Raw genomic sequence first — 17601 nt, 5'->3', positions numbered from 1 at the left:
ACCTCGCTCAAAGGATCTGCCATGACCTCCTTCGAATCCGTCACCCTCGAAGTGCCCGACCCCTCGGCCGCGGACGCCTTCTACCAAGCCTTCGGCCTGAGCTCTTACGTGAACGTACGGGCCACGGACGCGCCGACGACCGGTTTCCGCGGGTTCGCGCTGTCCCTCGTGGTGTCCCAGCCGGGCAACGTCGACGCGTTCATCGACGCCGCCCTCGACGCCGGCGCCGCGCTGCTGAAGCCGGCGACGAAGAGCTTCTGGGGCTACGGCGGCGTCGTACGCGCCCCTGACGGGACGATCTGCAAGATCGCGACGTCGAAGAAGAAGGACACCGGCCCTGCCGCCCGGCACGTCGACCAGATCGCGCTCCTCCTGGGAGTGGCGGACGTCAAGGCGAGCAAGCGCTTCTACGCCGACCGTGGCCTGGCCGTGGCCAAGAGCTTCGGCGGTAAGTACGTCGAGTTCGACACCCCGTCGGCGCCCGTGACGCTGGCGCTCTATCCGCGCCGTGCCCTCGCCAAGGACACCGGCCTCTCCCAGGAGGGCGCAGGATCGCACCGGATCGTGATCGGCAGCGATGCCGGCCCCTTCACCGACCCCGACGGCTTCGTCTGGGAGGCCCCGTCCGCCTGAAACAGGCGACGGCCCCGCCTGGTCGTCCGACGCCTGCGGACGAGTATGCCGCCCGCCCCGGCGGGCGGCACAGGACCAGCGGGACGTGCTCGCGAGGATCGCCGAGATGCCGGAATCGGATCGGATCGTGGCCGACCTTCGTGAAGACCCGCATCTGCCAGTTACTGGCCCGCCGCGCAGGCGAGGTCCTGCGACGGCAGCCGCCCGGTGGCCAGGAACGCCGTCACCGTGTCGTTCGCGCACGTGTTGCGGCCGAACGGATAGACACCGTGCCCGCCCTGGTCGGCTGTCACCATCGTGGCTCGCTTCCCGAACGCCCGCCGCAGCTTCTTGGCGCCGGCCAGCGGCGTCCCAGGGTCGCGCTCGTTCTGCACCATGAGCACGTTCGACGGGCCCCGGTCATGGATGCGCACCGGCGGCTCGACCCGCTTGCCCGGCCAGAACGCGCACGGTCCGATGCTTGCCGTGGACCCGCCCATCATCGGATATTTCACCCGGTCGACCGCGACATTCCGCTGGTACTCCCGAATCGTCCCCGGCCAGCGCGTATCACCGCATATCACCGAAAGACGGGCGGACATGGCGTTCTCCAGGTTCGCCACCGGCGGTCTGGGCGGTAGCGGCCGGTCGGTGTCGAGTGCCTGCCAGGTCTTGGCCAGCAGGGGCATGAGGGCATCGCTGTAGAGGAGGTCGAACGTGATCCCGCGGAACAACGTCCCGTCGATGCCCTGCGCCGGTTTCGCCTCCAACCGCCTCGCGAGCTCGAAGAACGTCGCGGTCACCTGTGCCGATGTGGTGCCCAGACCGTACTCGGGGTGCGCCGCCGCGAACCGCGCGAAGTCCGGGAACCGCTCCTCCATTCCACGAGCGAACAGCCGCATGGCCGTGACGTCGTAACCGCCGGGGCCCAGGCTGCTGTCGAGCACGATCCGGTCGCCGCGCTTCGGGAACATCGTCGTGTACACCGCACCGAGGTAGGTGCCGTAGGAGTGACCGAGATACGAGAGTTTCGGCTCGCCCAGCGCCGCCCGGATCCGGTCCATGTCGCGCGCGATGTTCGCGGTGGTGATGTGCGGCGACAACCACGATGTCGGCGAGGTGGCGCACTTGCCGGCTATGGTCCGCGCGTTCCGCGCCTCCCGCGCGACCTCGCCGGCGGTGTGCGCGTACGGGGGGAAGAGGCCGCGTGCCTGCTGCTCCGGCGTCAGATCGCAGGTCACCGGCGTACTGTGGCCGACACCACGCAGGTCGAAGCCGATCACGTCGTAGGAGTCCAGCACGTCACGCGGCAGCCCTGAGACGGCGAGAGCGGCCGGGTGGTCGAGCCCTGAGACGCCGGGGCCGCCTGGATTGGTCAGCAGCACGCCACGGCGCCGCGCGGGTTTCTCGCTCGCCAGCCGGGAGATCGCGATCTCGATCTTCCGGCCGCCGGGGTCCCGGTAGTCCAGCGGGACCTTGAGCGTCGAGCACTCGAGGCGGGATGAGATGACCTCCCGCGGGCACGGACCCCACCGTAGGGTGTCCGGCGTCGCCCCCGGCGACGCTCCCGGAACCGCGGCCACCGCGGCGAGGGCGAGGGACAAGGTTCTGTGCATCTGATGTCCTCCTGAAGGTCGGCGCGAACGAGTCTGTCCATTCGGCGTCCCGGGCACATCGGCCCGGCGGCTCGCCTCGCCTCCGACCGAAGTCGAGGCGGCGATTCGACCCTGGTCGAGGGCGCGGCAACCCTCGGCCTGATGTACCGGCCGCACGGCCTCGCGATAATGACCAGGTGAATGCAGACGTCGCGCCGCGCCTCGGGGGGTGGCAGCAGGCATGGCGGCTGGTGGCGGCGGCGGTACTCGGCATACCGGTCTGGCTCTATACCGGTGTGCTGCTGCCGCGGGGGCAGGCCACCGAAACGGGCTCCTGGTTCGTCACCGGCGATCCGCTGGTGGCTTTCGGCTGCCTGACGGTGCTGCTGCTGCGGCGGCGGTTCCCGCTCGCCGTCTCCATGACGGTCGCGATCGCCTCGACCGTGTCGACACTCGCCACCGGCGCCGCGCTGCTGGCGCTGGGCTCGATCTCCACTCGCCGCCGTCCGGTGGAGATCGGGGCCGTCGTGCTGGCGTACGTGACCGCGTCCCAGTTCACCGTCGGGCTCTACTCGATCCAGAGCCCGCCCGGCCCGATGTGGACCGAACTCGCGTTTCCTGCGCTGACCGCGGGCATCGCGGTGGCCATGGGCATGGCCGTCGGCGCGCGGCGCGCCGAAGTGCGGTCCTTGCGAGACCGGGCGGAGAGCGCGGAACGGGAGCAGGCCGCACGAGCGGCGCAGGCACGGGCCCTGGAACGGAACCGGATCGCCCGCGAGATGCACGACGTGCTCGCACACCGCATCTCCCTGGTCGCCATGCAAGCCGGAGTGCTGGACCACCGCAGCGACCTCACGGCCAAGGAGAACCGCGTGCTGGTCCGCGGCATCGCCGACAGCTCCCACCAGGCACTGGAAGAACTACGGGGCGTCCTCGGTGTGCTTCGAGCCGATCCTGGCCGCCCGGAGCCACCACAACCCTCCCTCGACCGCATCCCCGACCTGGTGGCCGACGCCCGCGCATCCGGACTGGACGTCACGCTCACCACCACCGTGACGGGAACACCCTCCGACGTCGTGGGACGAACCTGCTACCGGATCGTCCAGGAAGGGTTGACCAACGCCGCCAAGCACGCCCCAGGCGCCCACGTACACATCACCCTCACAGGAACAGCCGGCGACGAACTGCACGTCAGCGTCCGCAACTCGCCGGCCACCACGACCATCGCACGACCACCGACGTCAGGATTCGGCCTGCTGGGTCTCTCCGAACGGATCGCCCTCGCCGGCGGAAAACTCCACCACCGCCCGACAGCCGACAACGGATACCTCCTCACGGCACAACTACCCTGGCCAAGGGACGACCACGAAAAGGGAACGTGAGTGGACAGCGAGCGGGAGCCGGTGCGTGTCGTCGTCGTCGACGACGACCAGTTGGTACGGATGGCGCTGCGACTCGTCATCGACGGCGAGCCGGACCTGACCGTCGTCGCGGAGGCGGCCGACGGGGACGCCGCGATCACTGTGGTGGACGAGCAGCGGCCGGACGTCGTGCTGATGGACGTGCGCATGCCCGGCCGTGACGGTCTCAGCGCGACCCGGGAAATCCTCACCCGACCGGCGCCGCCGCGGGTCCTCATGCTGACCACGTTCGACTCCGACGATCTGGTGCTCGGCGCGCTGCGCGCCGGAGCACTCGGGTTCGTCCTCAAGGACACCCCGCCGCCGAAGATCGCCGACGCGGTGCGGACGGTCGCGGACGGGAACCCCGCGCTGTCTCCGGCGGCCACGGTACGGGTGATCGCCGCAGCCACCGGACCACAGTCCTCTGCCGCTCGCGACTCCTCCCGCGAAGCCGCTCGGAAACGATTGTCAACACTGACCGAGCGAGAACTCGATACGGCTCGGGCCATCGCCGACGGGCTGGGCAACCCGGAGATCGCCGAGCGGCTGCACATCAGCGTCGCGACCGTCAAGGCGCACACAGGCAACCTGTTCGCCAAGCTGGCGGTCGAGAACCGGGTGCAGATCGCACTCCTGGTCCGCGACGCGGAGGAATGACCGGCCTGGCGCAGAGGGGGACGCCTTGTCCGGGATCACACGGCTTCTTCTTCCAGCACCGCGGTGGGCATGGAGATCCGCCAGGTGACGAAGCCGGCTGCGGCGAGCCCGGCGATGGCCAGGGAGCTACTGGCGAGGAACGGGTCAATGCCGTCCAGGGCGGGAGCGAACCCGATGCCGACGTAGATCGTGATCCCGGTGGAACCGCCCAGTTGGTCGGCCGCTCGCTGGACACCAGAGGCGATGCCGGCGTCGTCTTCGGTCACGCCGGTCACCGCGACGTACTGCAGCCCGACGATCCCGAACCCGATCCCGGCGGCGATGAGCATCATCGCCGGAACCATCGCCAAGGCGCCGGCCTGGAGGGAGGAGACCAGGGCGATGGTCGCCATCGCCAGCACGGTGCAGCCGATCCCGGCCAGAACGCAGGCCCGGGCGCCCCACCGGCCGAGCAGCCGAGAAAGCAGCACCGAGGCCGCGATCAGGAACACCGCCAGAGGCAGCATCATCAGGCCGGCCTGGAACGGACCGGCGCCCAACCGGTCCTGCAGGTAGAAGGTGAACAGCAGGAACGAGGTGGACAGTGCCGCGCTCAGCAGAGCGGTGGCAAGGTTGGCCAGGACTCGAGGCCGGCTGCGGAAGAACCGCAGCGGCACGAGCGGGTTCCGCGAACGGCGCTCGACCCTGACGAACAGGACCCCGGCCGCCACCGCACCGGCCAGCGCCACCGCCGGCAGCCATGGCAGCGTGCCGTCCGTCTTTCCCCCCTCGACGACCCCGAACGTGAACAGCAGCGGAGCGGCGACCAGCAAAAGCGAACCGAGAAGGTCCACAGGTGAGGGCTCGGCCGGCCGTTCACCCGGCACGAGGAAGACCACTGCGGCGAGCACGACCGCGACGAAGGGCACGGACACCAGGAAGATCCACCGCCAGTCCAGCAGCTCGACGATGATTCCGGAGAGTACGAACCCGAGAACGAGGCCACCGCTCGCGACGGCCGCCCAGACGCTGAGCGCCCGCGACCTGCGCGGTCCCTCAGGGAACATGAGCACGATCACTGCCATCGCCGCCGGAAGCGCGATCGCCTCTCCGGCTCCCTGCAGCAGCCGGGCCGTCACCAGGAGAGCGAAGGAGGGCGCGAGCCCGGCCAGCAGGGACGCGGCGCCGAAAAGGGCCGTGCCGAGCAGGAGGACCCGTCGCCTGCCGAGCACGTCGCCCAGCCGCCCCCCGAACATCAGCAGCCCGCCACCGGTGATCGTGTAGCCGACGACCACCCAGGTCAGCGCGTGACCGTCGACGTGGAAGGCGGCGCCGATCGAGGGCAGGGCGACGTTGACGACGGTCACGTCAACCGCGATGAAGAACTGCAGCATGGCCATGCCGCACAGCACCAGCCACGCGCGCACCGGGGACGAGCCGTCCCGGCGCGAGAAGAGAATGCCTGAAAGCATCGAGTGCTCCGTTGCTCAGAAGAAGGTCCGAGCAGCACGAACGTGCCGCTCCCGTACGACCAGGGAGCGACGGACCGTTCAACAGAAGTGAGACGAACGCCCCGCCGCTAGCGGAGCGTCCTCGTCACCGCGGCACAGGCGGCCGCGCACGAAGCTGCAGACATGCCGCCGATACTACCGAAGCCGACAATGAACCCTGTCCCGCTGGAGATACGCGACCGTCGCCTGACCCCCGGTGGCCGGGCCGATGCGGACCGTCGGCCCGGCCTTTCGGTGCCCAGCGGCTTCGACGACGCGACGTGCTGCGCCGGTCCTGCACAGCCGGGAGACTGACCGTTCTATCTGGTACGCTCGCCGGGATGGTGGACAACACTCGCGTTCAGGTCTCCGAAGCGCGATCAAGGCTGCTCGCGACGGCCACTCGGATCTTCTACGCGGAAGGCCTGCACTCCGTCGGGATCGACCGGATCGTCGCGGAGGCCAAGGTCACCCGTGCCACGCTCTACCGGCACTTCCCCAGCAAGGACGCGCTCGTCGTCGCGTATCTGCAGGGAATCGACCAGGCCGTTCGCGACCAGGTCGGCGAAGCCCTGGTCGGCGGCCTGCCGGCGGTCGACGTCCTGCGGGCCATCGCCAGGTCGATCGCCGAGGGCATCGGGTCGGCCGATTTCCGCGGATGCGCCTTCCTCAACGCGGTCGCGGAATATCCCGACCCCGAGCATCCCGTGCACCAAGCCGTTCTCGCCCACCGCGAGTGGTTCCTGCGCACCGTCACGGACCTGCTCGCACAAGTCGGGCAGACGCCGCCGGAGCTCGCGGGCCGGCATTTCGTGATGCTCCGCGACGGTGCGATGGCATCGGGTTGCCTGACCGATCCGGCGGGGATCTGCGACACGTTCCTGCAGGGGGTCGAGGGGATCCTGCAGTTCCGCATCACTTCCGCGTCGGACTAGGGACAACGTCTCGGGCCAGGATGGCGCCGCGGGCCAAAGCGCCGCTGACCCCCCTGCGAGACCGGTCGTGCCGGGGCTGTGGCGGCGGTCCCGTCAGTCGCCTGCGGCCGGTGCAACTCGAGCGTGCAGGAGTGCGTCGACTCCGCGTAGAAGGGTGTCGCCGACCAGCGCCGGGTCGGACAGGCAGCCGGCGGTCATGGCGCCGTCGCGCAGCATCACGAAGTGCCGGGCGGCCGGCTCGGCGGGCGTCTCCCGGATGCGGGCCAGCAGTTCCGTGACGGTGTCCAGAAACCACTGCCGGTGCGCGATCACGGCCTGGTGCACCGGGTGGTCGGCGTCGGGGTATTCGGCGACGGCGTTGAGGAAGGCGCATCCGCGGAAGCCGGGGGACTGGATGCTCTGGGCGATGGATCTGCCGATGGCCCGAACGGTGTCGGCGGCGGAAAGCCCGCCGGCGATGGCGGCGTCGGTCACCCCTCGCACGGCTTGGTCGGTCTCGTTGAGGTAGGCGAGGATGAGGTCTTCTTTGCCGGGAAAGTGCCGGTAGAGAGTGGCTCGCGTGACCTGCGCTTCGGCGACGATGCGGTCGATGCCGACAGCGTGAATCCCCTCCGTGTAGAAGAGCCTGGTCGCCGTGTCGAGCAGGCGGGCCCGCGCTTCGGACGGTCGCCCTCCGGATTCGCTGCGCTCCATGGTGCCCAAGCTATCAGATAGAACGTTCTGTCTTGACAGTTCGGCGTCTCGTTGCCATTCTGAGTCGCGATAGAACGTTCGGTCTCATTGTTGGCGGGGCGCTGCCCGATCGAGGAAACGATCGCGGCGCCCGCCGTACACCATCGAAAGGATCACCGTGACCACCGTTGACACAGTCTCCACCAGCGGGATCGCTCTGGCGCTGCGCCGGCTCTACTTCGTGCGGTTCGCGTTCGCCATCGTCTGGGCGGCCTTGCTGTTCGCCACCATGGCGCAGCTCGGGCCGCTCAGTATCGCCCTGATCGTCCTTTACCCCCTGTTCGACGTCGCCGCGGCGATCGTGGACGCCCGCTCCTCCCGTGTCGCCGGACCGCCTCACGGGCTCTACGTGAACATCGCGATCAGCCTTCTCGCCGCCGTCGGCCTGGCGGTCGCCGGCGCCTCCGGCGCCCCGGCGATCCTGCGCGTGTGGGGTGTCTGGGCGGTCGTCTCCGGGCTCGTCCAGCTGATCGTGGGTGTCGGCCGTCGCAAGATGGGCGGCCAGTGGGCGATGATCCTCAGCGGGGGCATCTCCGTGCTGGCCGGGACGTCGTTCTTCCTGGGGGCCTCCGCGCCGAACCCCATGCTGACCAACGTGGCCGGCTACGCCGTCCTCGGCGGTGTGTTCTTCCTCGTCTCGGCACTGCGCCTCGGCCGCGCCGACAAGGGGAACTGATATGGACGCCACCACGTACGACGTCATCGTCGTCGGCGCGGGCCCGGTCGGGGAGAACGTCGCCGACCGGGTGGTGCAGGGCGGCTTGAGCGCCGCCATCGTCGAGCGGGAGCTGGTCGGAGGCGAGTGCTCCTACTGGGCCTGCATGCCGACGAAGGCACTACTGCGGAGCGCGGCGGCGCTTCGGGCGGCCCGCCAGGTGCCCGGCGCACGTGAGGCCGTGACGGGCGACCTGGACGTGGCCGCCGTCCTCAGCCGTCGCGACGCCTTCGCCTCGCACTGGAAGGACGACGGGCAGGCCGCCTGGCTCGAGCAGGCGGGGGTTCAGCTGTACCGGGGACAGGGGCGGATCACGTCCACCCGGACCGTCGAGGTGACCGGAGGCGACGCCGTCAGGACCTCGCTGACCGCGCGGCACGCCGTCGTCATCGCGACAGGAAGCGGCGCGCTGGTCCCGGACATCGCCGGCCTGCGCGAGGCGGCGCCGTGGACGAGCCGGGAAGCGGTCGCCGCGAACGAGGTCCCCCGCCGCCTCGCCATCATCGGCGGTGGCGTGGTGGCCTCGGAGATGGCCACCGCGTTCGCCGGCCTCGGCGCGTCGGTGACGATGCTGGCCCGCGACGGCGTGCTGCCGCACGCGGAGCCGTTCGCCGGCGAGCGGGTCATCGAGTCGCTGCGGGACGCCGGTGCGTCGGTGCACCTCGGTGCGGAGGCCGGAGCCGTGCAGCGCGCCGGCGACGGGACCGTGCACATCACCCTCACCGACGGCGGGCGGATCGAGGCCGACGAACTCCTCGTCGCGATCGGCCGGACACCGAACACCCAGGACCTCGGGCTGGACACCGTCGGCCTGACCCCGGGTTCCTGGCTCGCGGTCGACGACACCTTGCGGGTCCTCGGGGACGGCGGGGCGCCGATCGGTGACGGGTGGCTGTACGCCGCCGGCGACGTCAACCGGCGCGTGCTGCTGACCCACCAGGGCAAGTACCAGGCCCGCGCCGTGGGGGACGTCATCGTGGCCCGCGCGAAGGGGGAAACCGTCGAGGACGGCCGGTGGGGGCGGCACGCGGCGACGGCCGACGAGCGTGCGGTGCCCCAGGTGGTGTTCACCGAACCGGAGATCGCCTCGGTGGGGCTGACCGCGGCCGCTGCCGAGGCCGCCGGGCTGCGGATCAGGGTCGTCGACCACGACCTGGGCGCCGTCGCCGGGGCCGCTCTGCAGGCCGAGGGATACCGCGGCCACGCCCGCATGGTCGTCGACGAGGACCGGAAGGTCGTCGTCGGCTTCACCCTCGCCGGCCCGGACGTCGCGGAGCTGCTGCACGCGGCGACGATCGCGGTCGTCGGCGAGATTCCGCTGGACCGGCTGTGGCACGCGGTCCCGGCTTATCCCACCGTCAGCGAGGTCTGGCTGCGGCTGCTGGAAGCCTACGGCCGCTGACGCCTATCGCGCTCACCCCTGTGCCTGGCCGGAGCCATCCGGTACGAGTGGTAGGAGGATTTCGTAGAGGTCGCGAAGTTGGTCGGCTTCGACGGGGGGAAAGACGACGGTTGCTCCAACCGCCAGCAGGTAGGGCAACAGAGCCGCCGTCCGGGCCTCCTCGTCGCTGTCGACGGCTGATCTCCACACCCGCTGGAGTGCGGACACTCTGGCCTCGTCCAGGCGAGCCTGCACGGCACGCACATCCGCATCCCAAGTCGCCCAGGCCCGCAGTGCGGTGTCGATTTCTGGGCGATAGAGCCCAGTGCCGCCAGGGCGGACGAGTTCCGTCAGCCGTGCGAGGACCACCCGGGCACCGGCCGATTCCCCTATTTCGGCAATGGCATTCTCGAGCGCTTCGACCGACAGGTGCTCGAAATAGGCGAGAAGCGCTTTCTTATATCCTTCGGCACCATCGAAGTGATGATGGAACGATCCTTTCGACAGGTTGAGCCGTGCGGCGATCCGGTCGATTCGAATCCCTGCCGCACCCTCTTCCGCAAGGACCTTCAAACCTTCGTTCAGCCACCGGTCTCGTGCCGTGCTCATCCGACGAACGTACCATCGGGTATGGAGCGGCCGGCACGCGCCGAGGCGCAGGCGAGCCTCATGTCACGAAGCTGTAGACGCCGACCGCGAAGCAGATCAGCAGCATGGCGGTGGCGTTGAGGAAGAGGTTGCGGCCGAAGTCCCGGGCCGCGATGTGCATCGCGATGGCGACCATGAAGTAGAGGACGAGCGCGACGCAGGTCGCGGCGCCGAGATACGGCAGCCAGATGCCCAGGATCAGACCGGCCGCGGCGGCGAACTTCACCGGTGGCATGATCCACCAGTAACGTCGCGGCCAGTTCACGTCTTCGAAGCACTGGGCGATGAACGGAACTGGCTTGATGCACATGACGGCGTCGCCGGCCTGAATGATCGCCAGGACGACAACCGGCCAGACCGGATCGGGTAATGCTGACATGTTTTCCCTTGGTCGATCAATGGTGCACGATGTCGGAGTAACCGTACTATACCGTATGGTATGGAGGCTGGTGCTGCGCCATGGCAGCCTGACGAAGTGACCCACACGTGTCTCGCGGGTCAGCGGGAAATCATGGTTCCAGGCAGCTCAAGAACTGCAACCCTGGCTATCCGAAGGTCAGTCCTCAAGGTCCGTGTACATGTACCACGGGCCTTCCACGTGCTCAATGTCGCGCGGTTGTACGCGAGGGCTCCAGACATAGCCGTAGGCGCGGTCTCCCAACCATCCTCGGCCCCGCTGGAAATAGACCTGGCCGTTCTCCCGGAAGACCTTCTCGAACGCGAGATTTCCGATGGTCTGTTCCCTGAGCTCGTCGCCCTCCTCCAGCGAGCGGGCGACCGCTCCCATGCGCCCGGCCGAGCTGGTGAAGCGCTCATTCTCGGTAGGGGCCATGGCGACGGCTACGGCCAGCACGAGAATGGCTGCCACCAGCGCCGCTCCCATGTAGGCGACTCGCCGTAACGCAGACCCCTCAACCACGATCGTTCCGCCCATGTGGCCATCTTCACACCCGCAGCCGTCCGGCGCGCCGGCTGGCCGTGGCAGGTCGTGATTTCGCATCGTGTCTTCGGGCACGGCTTCAGGACGCCGTCGAAAGCCGGCCCGCGCCACAGGTTGAGCGCCCGGGTCGGCTCTGGTGACCGTCCCAGGACCTCCGCAGGACGGCAACCGGACATCCCAGCGAGCTCTCTGACCTCACGGCCGACGACGGACGGCCCTGGCGACAAGGGTTCGCGTTATGTGCGCGGCCCCAGGAACAGGCCGCCGCTGGCGTCGATGACCTGACCGGTGATCCAGCGGGCGGCGTCGGAGGCGAGGAACGCGACCACGTCGGCGACGTCGTCGGCGCCGCCGAGACGGTCGAGCGCCGTCGATCCGGCGATGAATTCGGCCAGGCCCGGCGCTTCGAAGAAGGAGGCGTTGGCGGGAGTCCGGGTGGCGCCGGGGGCGACCGCGTTCACGGTGATCCCCCGGACTCCGAGTTCGTTGGCCAAGGTCAGGCTCATCGTCTCGATCGCGCCTTTGGTCATGGCGAAGGACGTCTGGGCGGGGTTGGCCATGCGGGTCGCGACGGACGAGATCGTGATGATGCGGCCGCCGTCGCGCAGCAGAGGCAGCGCTCGCTGGATGATGAAGTACGGTGCCCGCACGTTCACCGCGAAGAGGTGGTCGAACCCGGCCCGGGTCGTGGCTCCGAGCGGGCCGGCGGGCTGAGCCGCCGCGTTGTTGACGACGATGTCGAGCGGCCGTCCGGCCAGGCCCGCCTCGATCCCCGCGAAGAGCTTCTCGACATCGCCGTCCACGCCCAGCTGCGCCTGGACGGTGAAGGCGGTCCCGCCGCCGCGCTCGATCTCGCCGACCGTCGCCGTCGCGCCGTCCTCGTCCACGCCGAAGTGCACGATCACCATCGCTCCCCTGGCCGCCAGCCGGGTCGCGATCGCCCGCCCGATGCCGCGGGACGCTCCGGTCACCAGGGCCGCCCTGCCGGTCAGATCGCTCATGTTCGCCACTCCCAACTGGTAGACACTACCGATCTGGTAGTCACTATCAAGGTGATAGTGTCTATCACATGCCCGACCAGCACTCAACCCTGCGAGCGCGACGACGAGCACAGACGCAGCGCACGATCCAGGCGCACGCGATACGGCTGTTCAGCGAGCGCGGATACGACGCCACGACCATGAACGACGTCGCCGAGGCCGCCGGCGTGTCGCCCATGACCGTCTACCGGCACTTCCCCACCAAGGAAGACCTCGTGCTGGTCGACCAGTACGGTGAGCTCATCGCCGAGCGGATCGTCGCCTCGTCCACCGGGCAGCCTCTGGTCCGCCGCATCGGCGGCGCGCTCATCGACGCGGCAGCGGTGCTGAGCGGCGACGACGTGACGGCGGACCGGGAGTTCGTGCTCGTCCGCCTCCAGCTCATGATCTCGACGCCCGCGCTGCGGGCCAGACACCTGGACAACCAGTACGCCCTCCAGCAGGCCATCATCGGCGCCCTGGGGGACGACGCCACCGATCCCGACGCGGCGTTCCAGGCTCAGGCGGCGGCCAGTGCCTGTCTGGCCGCCCTGCACACGGCGCTGGTGCGCTGGGCCGCGGACGACGGGCGGACCGACCTGCCCCGCCTGATCGGCAAGGCGCTCGCCGCCGTCTTCGGCGACGACATCGTCGGGCCCGCACCAACGCCCGGCTCGCCCGGGGACTGATCACCCTCAACCGGCAGATCAGATACCTCGACCAGTTCGTCGAGGAGTGGGTGGCCGCATCGCCTCTCGCCCTGCCCCGATCCGGACTCGCTGCTACGCCCTCGGCGACGCGAGCACGCGCCAGAGACCCAGTACGGCCAGCAGGGACGCCGCGCCCGCCGCGCCGACGACCCCGCGCCGCGTCCAGCAGATCCTGGCCGCCCCGGACGTGCTCACCCGGCTTTCTGACGCGATCGAGGCGACCTGGCACGCGCTGGTCGAGCCCGACTGGCCGCGGTTGCGTACGGTGCTGCTGATGCCGACCGTCTTCGGCACCCTCATCAGCTACGTCGAGCCGCCCTGGCCGTACGCCCTGGTGTATCCGGCGCGTGGCGTCGCGAACCTGCTCGGGCCGCCGCCCCCGCAGGGCGGTGCGGCGGCTCTGGCGCGGCTGGTCGGCCCGCACCGCGCGCAGGTGCTGCGGGCGCTCGCGGTGCCGGCGACGACCACGCAGCTGGTCCGCCAGCTGGGTCTCAGCCTGGGCGCGGTCGGCGGCCACCTGGCCGTGCTGCGCGAATCCGGCCTGGTCACGCGGGCGCGGACCGGCCGATCCGTGCACTACGAGCGCACCCCTCTGGGCGAGAGCCTGGCCGGCGACTGAGCGCGGCACCGGCCACCCCGGAACCCTGGCCGCCCGCAACACCCTCTCGTCCACGCCTGAGCCTGGATCCGCCCGCCCGGCAGTGGTGACCGCGGCCGCCGGGCGGGGCGGCCGCGGCCACGTCGGTCAGCGGAGGTCGAACGCGCGCAGGGTGGTCTGCTTGACGCGGTTGCCCGCCGCGTCCCACGCCTCCGCCTTCAGGCTCACCGCGCCCTTGGTGGCGTGGTAGGCCGGGTACTTCGCCCGGGCGGTGTAGACGCCGTCCCGGCCCCGCTTGAGGTCGGCGGGCTGCCAGGTGGCTCCGTCGTCGGTGCTGGTCCACAGCCGCACGCCCGCGATCGCCGGCATCTTCGCCGCCGACGGCCCGTGGTAGGCCTCCAGCTCGAACGTGTGCCCGCGCCCGGCCGCGACCGTGTTCGCGGAGGACAGGCTGTCACCGAGGTCGTAGCTGACGTAGACCGCCGGGGTGGTGCGGCACTGCTCGACCGGTCCGTCGATGAACCAGGCGTAGCAGTTGACGCCCGGCCTCACCTGCTCCCTGGCCGGCGGAGCGGTGAACGTCCACTCGATGTCATGCAGCGCGTTCTTGGCCGTCAGCCGGTAGACGCCCTGCTCCTCGGGCAGCGGGTAACGCGGCAGCTTGTCGAACCACTCCACGGGGGCGTTCGGGATCTCCTTGCCGTCGCGGTAGAGGTGCAGGTCGTACTGGGGCGCGAGGTCGCCGAACGCGGTGCCGTCGTCGCGCCGCTCCCCGACCCCGTTGACCATGGACGGAGTCACCCACAGGTTGCCGTCGTGCACGCAGATCGCGCACGGCACCCCGATCACGAGCTGCTGGAGCGGGGTCGCGTCCGGGTCGCCGCCGAGCGCGTACAGCTTGCCGGAGGCCGTCGAGGCGCCCGGCGTGCTCGGGGTGGCGAACCACTTCTGCCGGGTGCGTCCCGGCCGGTCGAACACGTCATGGCGGTAGCGGGTCTCCTGGACCTCGGCGCCGGGCTCGGACGAGACGAGCGCGGACATGCCCGCGACGCTCACGATCTCGGGATCGAGCGGCCAGACCCACTGCGACCTGCGTTCCGGCATCGGGGACGACCAGTGCAGCATGTTGGTGCCGGTGCCCGTGTAGGTGATGTCGTCGGTCTTCCAGGTGCTGCGCCAGTTCGCGTACTTCGTGTACGGGCCGGCGTGCACGTCGAAGTCGACCCGGTGGAGCTGGCGCTCGGTCACCTTGTAGCGCATCGACGCCGGGATGCGCCCGTCGGCGTACGGCTTGAACACGTAGGAGTACGGCGTGTTCGGCGTGCCCTCGGCCCGTACGGTCACCTCGCCCCGGCCGGCGGCCTCACGGATCTTCGTGCCCTCGGCGTTGGAGACGTAGGCGACGGGGATGTTGACCGGCAGGTACGGGCCGCTGAACGGCTTCTGCGTGATGGGCAGCGGGATCGGGCAGACGGAAGCCTTCTCGTTGAAGGCCAGGATGCCGGCGGCGCCCGCGTCCCTGATGGGGCCCACGCGCTCGATCTGCAGGCCGCACGCCGTTCCGAAGAGCCCTTCCGCGGGCTCGGCGTCGATCAGGACGAGCGCGCCGCGCAGGTCCTTGCCCGCGAGGTCCTCGGGGCGGCCCTTGCCGGCGTCGACCACCCGCAGGTCCTTGACGCCGTCGAACGGGACGTACCCTGGATGCAGCTCGCCCGAGTCGATCATGTGGACCCGGGAGACCGGGTGCAGGGTCGTGCGCTTGGACGCGCGGCCGGATGCGCGCATGGTCATGGTGACCTCGGGGACGCCCAGCTCCCACTGGCCGGTGAAGCGGAAGGCGCCCTTGGTGACCTTCTCGGTGGGCAGCGCCCACACCTTCTCCCACCCGCCGAGCGGGCGGTTCGACAGCAGCGTGCCGCCGAAGACCTTGCCGTTGGCCAGCGTGCGCTGGAAGAAGAGCTCGTAGGTGTTGTTCAGCGGCTGCGCGGTCTTCGGGGCGCTGAAGCTGATCTCGGTGGCCTTGCGGGCGTCGATGGTGACCTCGGTGTCGCCGGTGACGGTCAGTTCGGGCTCGAACAGCCAGGCCCGGTTGGCGCGGTCGTCGCCGTCCACCCAGTCGAGCACCTGCAGCAGGCTGACGGTGCCCGCCGGGACCCGGGTGACGATCACGCCGACGTCGTCGACACGGTGAGGGCCGAGCTCACCCTTGCCGCCCTCGACGTCCAGGACGCTCATGGCCGTGGGGGTGCGCGGCTTGCCGTCCCGGTCGAGGGTGCGGACGGTCAGGTCGTACTTGGGGACGTCCCGGACCGCGCCGAGCGGCGTGGTGAGCCGTACGCCGTCGGCCTCGGCCGTCACGGCGCCGCTGTAGGTGCCGATGGGGAGCTCGGCCGGGTCGAGGGTGACGGTGGTCCCGGCGGTGCCGCCGGCGGGGACGGCCAGCGTCGCGTCGGCGAGCACCGGCTTCGCGCCGCCGCTCATCGCCGCCTCCAGCGTGAGCGTGACGGGCTGGTCGCCCAGGTTGCGGTAGGAGATCTGGCCGGTCTTGGGCGCGCTGCCGCCCTCCAGCAGGCCGAAGTCCACGCCGCCGCTGTCGGCGAACACCTGCTGCAGGGTCGCGCGATCCAGGTCGACCCGGCCGGCGCCTTGCTCGTAGACGGTGAAGCCGTCGTCCTTGGCGGTGGACATCAGGGCGGCCTTGAGCTGCTGCGCCGTCCAGTCCGGGTGCCGCTGCGCCATGATCGCGACGGCGCCGGCGACGTGCGGCGTGGCCATGGAGGTGCCGGAGGAGCCGGTGTAGTGCTCGTCCACCGGGGTGCCCATGGTGGTGCCGGCGGCCCGCGCGGCCACGATGTCCACGCCGGGCGCGGCGATGTCGGGCTTGAGGCCGCCGCCGGGGCGCGGTCCGCGGCTGGAGAATCCGGCGAGCTGGTCCTGCTTGTCCACCGCGCCCACGGTCAGCGCGGCGTCGGCCGCGCCTGGCGTGCTGATCGTCTCGGCCTCGTACAGGTTGCCCGCGGCGATCACGAACAGCGTGCCGGTCTCTGCGGTCAGGTCGTTCACAGCCTGGCTGAGCGGGTCGGTGCCGTCGCTGGGCGAGCCGCCGAGGCTCATGCTGACGGCCTTGGCGCCGCTGCGCGCGGCCCACTCCATGCCCTCGATGATCCACGACTCCTGGCCGGAACCGGTGTCGTCGAGCACCTTGCCGACGACGAGCTGCGCGCCGGGGGCGACGCCCTTGCGCTTGCCGCCCGAGGCCGCGCCGGTGCCGGCGATGGTCGAGGCTACGTGCGTGCCGTGCCCGTGCCCGTCCTGGACGGCCTGGTCGGGGACGAACGACCTGCTGTCGGCGATCTTCCCGGCCAGGTCGGGATGGCCGGCGTCCGCGCCGGTGTCCAGGACGGCGATCTTCACGCCGGTCCCGTCCTGGCCGCGCTCCCACGCCTGGGGGGCGCCGATCATCGGGACGCTTACGTCCAGGTCCGCCTTGACCTTGGCGTCCAGCCAGAGTTTGGCGATGCCGCCGCGCAGCGTGCCGGGCGCCTTCGCCAGGCCCTGTCCGGCGCTCTGCCCGCCGCGTACGGCCTCCCAGAACGCGCCCGCCTCGGCCTTGGTGACGTCGAGGGCGGAGGCGTGGATGCTCTCCAGCGTCCGGGTGGGCTCGCTGGCGGGGACGGCGGCGGCCGAGCGCTTGACGGCGGCCTCGGCCTGGTCGCCCGGGTACTGCACGATCACCGGCAGCCGCTTGGCCACGTCGTCGGAGTAGCCGTTCTCGGCCAGGTACTTGACGTCGAACAGCCGCCTGTCCACGAGTCCGGCCTGGACGGCGGCGATCGCGTCGTCCGGCAGCACGAAGACGCCGTCCGGGGTGAACTGGGTGAACAGGTTGACGCGGCGGCCGTCCTGGCGGGTGCCGGGGGCGGTCTCGACGCGGTACTGGCCGGCGGGGGACCGGGTGAGCTGGACCTTGTCGCCGGTGATCAGCGTGACGGCGACCTTCTGGGCGCGTAACCCGGAGAGGGTGACGTCCTTGGCGGCCTGCGAGGGGGAGGCGGCTGGGGTGTCCGGCGTCGTGGCGGTCGCCGGCCCGGCGGTCAGCACGCCGGCGAGCGTGGTGAGCGCGGTCAGCAGGACTGCTGTCCGGCGCGCCAGCGGGGGGCGGGGCAGTGCCATGGTGGCCTTTCTGG

The 17601-nt window shown here is 70.5% G+C and carries 16 protein-coding genes; 8 read left to right on the top strand and 8 right to left on the bottom strand.

All coding sequences use genetic code 11. The annotated features are described in order from the left end of the window. The first annotated feature begins 21 nt into the window (after positions 1-21). Positions 22-633 carry a glyoxalase gene (locus ABGA98_RS18955; protein WP_347619646.1) on the top strand — a complete coding sequence of 204 codons (612 nt, stop codon included), beginning with the start codon at positions 22-24 and terminating at the stop codon, positions 631-633. Positions 634-794: 161 nt separating this feature from the next. On the opposite strand, the gene ABGA98_RS18950 is transcribed toward ABGA98_RS18955, so the two are convergent. Next, positions 795-2228 (bottom strand): alpha/beta hydrolase, encoded by a 1434-nt coding sequence (locus ABGA98_RS18950; RefSeq protein ID WP_347619645.1) that lies wholly within the window; start codon positions 2226-2228, stop codon positions 795-797. Between the two features lie 176 nt (positions 2229-2404). Between ABGA98_RS18950 and ABGA98_RS18945 the strand changes: the two genes are divergently transcribed. Together ABGA98_RS18945 and ABGA98_RS18940 are read left to right on the top strand one after the other, a co-directional pair. Beyond that, positions 2405-3589, top strand: a complete 1185-nt coding sequence (locus tag ABGA98_RS18945) for a histidine kinase (RefSeq protein ID WP_347619644.1) — start codon at positions 2405-2407, stop codon at positions 3587-3589. Further along, entirely contained in the window at positions 3590-4267 is a 678-nt protein-coding gene (locus ABGA98_RS18940) for a response regulator transcription factor (protein WP_347619643.1), read from the top strand. It abuts the gene before it with no gap. Positions 4268-4302: 35 nt separating this feature from the next. Here the strand turns inward: ABGA98_RS18940 and ABGA98_RS18935 are convergent, their stop codons facing one another. Beyond that, on the bottom strand, positions 4303-5718 hold the full coding sequence (locus tag ABGA98_RS18935) for an MFS transporter (RefSeq protein WP_347619642.1): 1416 nt from the start codon (positions 5716-5718) through the stop codon (positions 4303-4305). Positions 5719-6077: 359 nt separating this feature from the next. On the opposite strand from ABGA98_RS18935, the gene ABGA98_RS18930 reads away from it, so the two are divergent. Then, a complete protein-coding gene (locus tag ABGA98_RS18930) occupies positions 6078-6671 on the top strand; it encodes a TetR/AcrR family transcriptional regulator (protein WP_347619641.1) in 594 nt (197 codons plus the stop codon). Between the two features lie 93 nt (positions 6672-6764). On the opposite strand, the gene ABGA98_RS18925 is transcribed toward ABGA98_RS18930, so the two are convergent. Then, positions 6765-7364, bottom strand: coding sequence for a helix-turn-helix domain-containing protein (locus ABGA98_RS18925; RefSeq protein WP_347619640.1), 600 nt, complete (start codon positions 7362-7364; stop codon positions 6765-6767). A 157-nt stretch (positions 7365-7521) separates the two neighbouring features. On the opposite strand from ABGA98_RS18925, the gene ABGA98_RS18920 reads away from it, so the two are divergent. Both ABGA98_RS18920 and ABGA98_RS18915 read left to right on the top strand, forming a co-directional pair. Further along, positions 7522-8079, top strand: coding sequence for a hypothetical protein (locus tag ABGA98_RS18920; RefSeq protein WP_347619639.1), 558 nt, complete (start codon positions 7522-7524; stop codon positions 8077-8079). A 1-nt stretch (position 8080) separates the two neighbouring features. Continuing rightward, positions 8081-9520: an NAD(P)/FAD-dependent oxidoreductase gene (locus ABGA98_RS18915; protein ID WP_347619638.1), complete on the top strand. Its 1440-nt coding sequence runs from the start codon at positions 8081-8083 to the stop codon at positions 9518-9520. Positions 9521-9532: 12 nt separating this feature from the next. Here ABGA98_RS18915 and ABGA98_RS18910 read toward each other — a convergent pair whose 3' ends face one another. The 4 genes from ABGA98_RS18910 to ABGA98_RS18895 all read right to left on the bottom strand — a co-directional run bounded on the left by ABGA98_RS18910 (position 9533) and on the right by ABGA98_RS18895 (position 12088). After that, positions 9533-10108 carry a TetR/AcrR family transcriptional regulator gene (locus ABGA98_RS18910; protein ID WP_347619637.1) on the bottom strand — a complete coding sequence of 192 codons (576 nt, stop codon included), beginning with the start codon at positions 10106-10108 and terminating at the stop codon, positions 9533-9535. 58 nt (positions 10109-10166) lie between these two features. After that, a complete protein-coding gene (locus tag ABGA98_RS18905; protein ID WP_347619636.1) occupies positions 10167-10526 on the bottom strand; it encodes a DoxX family protein in 360 nt (119 codons plus the stop codon). A gap of 177 nt (positions 10527-10703) precedes the next feature. Further along, complete coding sequence (locus ABGA98_RS18900; RefSeq protein ID WP_347619635.1) at positions 10704-11015, bottom strand: hypothetical protein; 312 nt, start codon at positions 11013-11015, stop codon at positions 10704-10706. Between the two features lie 308 nt (positions 11016-11323). Next, positions 11324-12088 carry an SDR family oxidoreductase gene (locus ABGA98_RS18895; RefSeq protein WP_347619634.1) on the bottom strand — a complete coding sequence of 255 codons (765 nt, stop codon included), beginning with the start codon at positions 12086-12088 and terminating at the stop codon, positions 11324-11326. Between the two features lie 68 nt (positions 12089-12156). Between ABGA98_RS18895 and ABGA98_RS18890 the strand changes: the two genes are divergently transcribed. Together ABGA98_RS18890 and ABGA98_RS18885 are read left to right on the top strand one after the other, a co-directional pair. Continuing rightward, the gene (locus tag ABGA98_RS18890) at positions 12157-12795 is read left to right on the top strand and encodes a helix-turn-helix domain-containing protein (RefSeq protein WP_347619633.1); all 639 of its coding nucleotides are present in this window, start codon (positions 12157-12159) and stop codon (positions 12793-12795) included. 46 nt (positions 12796-12841) lie between these two features. Continuing rightward, positions 12842-13435 carry a winged helix-turn-helix domain-containing protein gene (locus ABGA98_RS18885; protein WP_347619632.1) on the top strand — a complete coding sequence of 198 codons (594 nt, stop codon included), beginning with the start codon at positions 12842-12844 and terminating at the stop codon, positions 13433-13435. A 126-nt stretch (positions 13436-13561) separates the two neighbouring features. On the opposite strand, the gene ABGA98_RS18880 is transcribed toward ABGA98_RS18885, so the two are convergent. Then, positions 13562-17587, bottom strand: coding sequence for a S8 family serine peptidase (locus ABGA98_RS18880; RefSeq protein ID WP_347619631.1), 4026 nt, complete (start codon positions 17585-17587; stop codon positions 13562-13564). Between the last annotated feature and the right edge of the window lie 14 nt (positions 17588-17601).

The organism is Nonomuraea sp. B1E8 (genome assembly GCF_039871515.1).
GTDB lineage: Bacteria > Actinomycetota > Actinomycetes > Streptosporangiales > Streptosporangiaceae > Nonomuraea.
Note: the sequence above shows the minus strand (reverse complement) of the source record. Positions and strands in the feature narration are given on the sequence as shown.

What these genes read in the sequence shown, in the direction of transcription:
- ABGA98_RS18955 (WP_347619646.1), top strand. Translation starts at nt 22, where the DNA reads ATGACCTCCTTCGAATCCGTCACCCTCGAAGTGCCCGACCCCTCGGCC.
- ABGA98_RS18950 (WP_347619645.1), bottom strand. Translation starts at nt 2,228, where the DNA reads ATGCACAGAACCTTGTCCCTCGCCCTCGCCGCGGTGGCCGCGGTTCCG.
- ABGA98_RS18935 (WP_347619642.1), bottom strand. Translation starts at nt 5,718, where the DNA reads ATGCTTTCAGGCATTCTCTTCTCGCGCCGGGACGGCTCGTCCCCGGTG.
- ABGA98_RS18930 (WP_347619641.1), top strand. Translation starts at nt 6,078, where the DNA reads ATGGTGGACAACACTCGCGTTCAGGTCTCCGAAGCGCGATCAAGGCTG.
- ABGA98_RS18925 (WP_347619640.1), bottom strand. Translation starts at nt 7,364, where the DNA reads ATGGAGCGCAGCGAATCCGGAGGGCGACCGTCCGAAGCGCGGGCCCGC.
- ABGA98_RS18915 (WP_347619638.1), top strand. Translation starts at nt 8,081, where the DNA reads ATGGACGCCACCACGTACGACGTCATCGTCGTCGGCGCGGGCCCGGTC.
- ABGA98_RS18910 (WP_347619637.1), bottom strand. Translation starts at nt 10,108, where the DNA reads ATGAGCACGGCACGAGACCGGTGGCTGAACGAAGGTTTGAAGGTCCTT.
- ABGA98_RS18905 (WP_347619636.1), bottom strand. Translation starts at nt 10,526, where the DNA reads ATGTCAGCATTACCCGATCCGGTCTGGCCGGTTGTCGTCCTGGCGATC.
- ABGA98_RS18895 (WP_347619634.1), bottom strand. Translation starts at nt 12,088, where the DNA reads ATGAGCGATCTGACCGGCAGGGCGGCCCTGGTGACCGGAGCGTCCCGC.
- ABGA98_RS18890 (WP_347619633.1), top strand. Translation starts at nt 12,157, where the DNA reads ATGCCCGACCAGCACTCAACCCTGCGAGCGCGACGACGAGCACAGACG.
- ABGA98_RS18880 (WP_347619631.1), bottom strand. Translation starts at nt 17,587, where the DNA reads ATGGCACTGCCCCGCCCCCCGCTGGCGCGCCGGACAGCAGTCCTGCTG.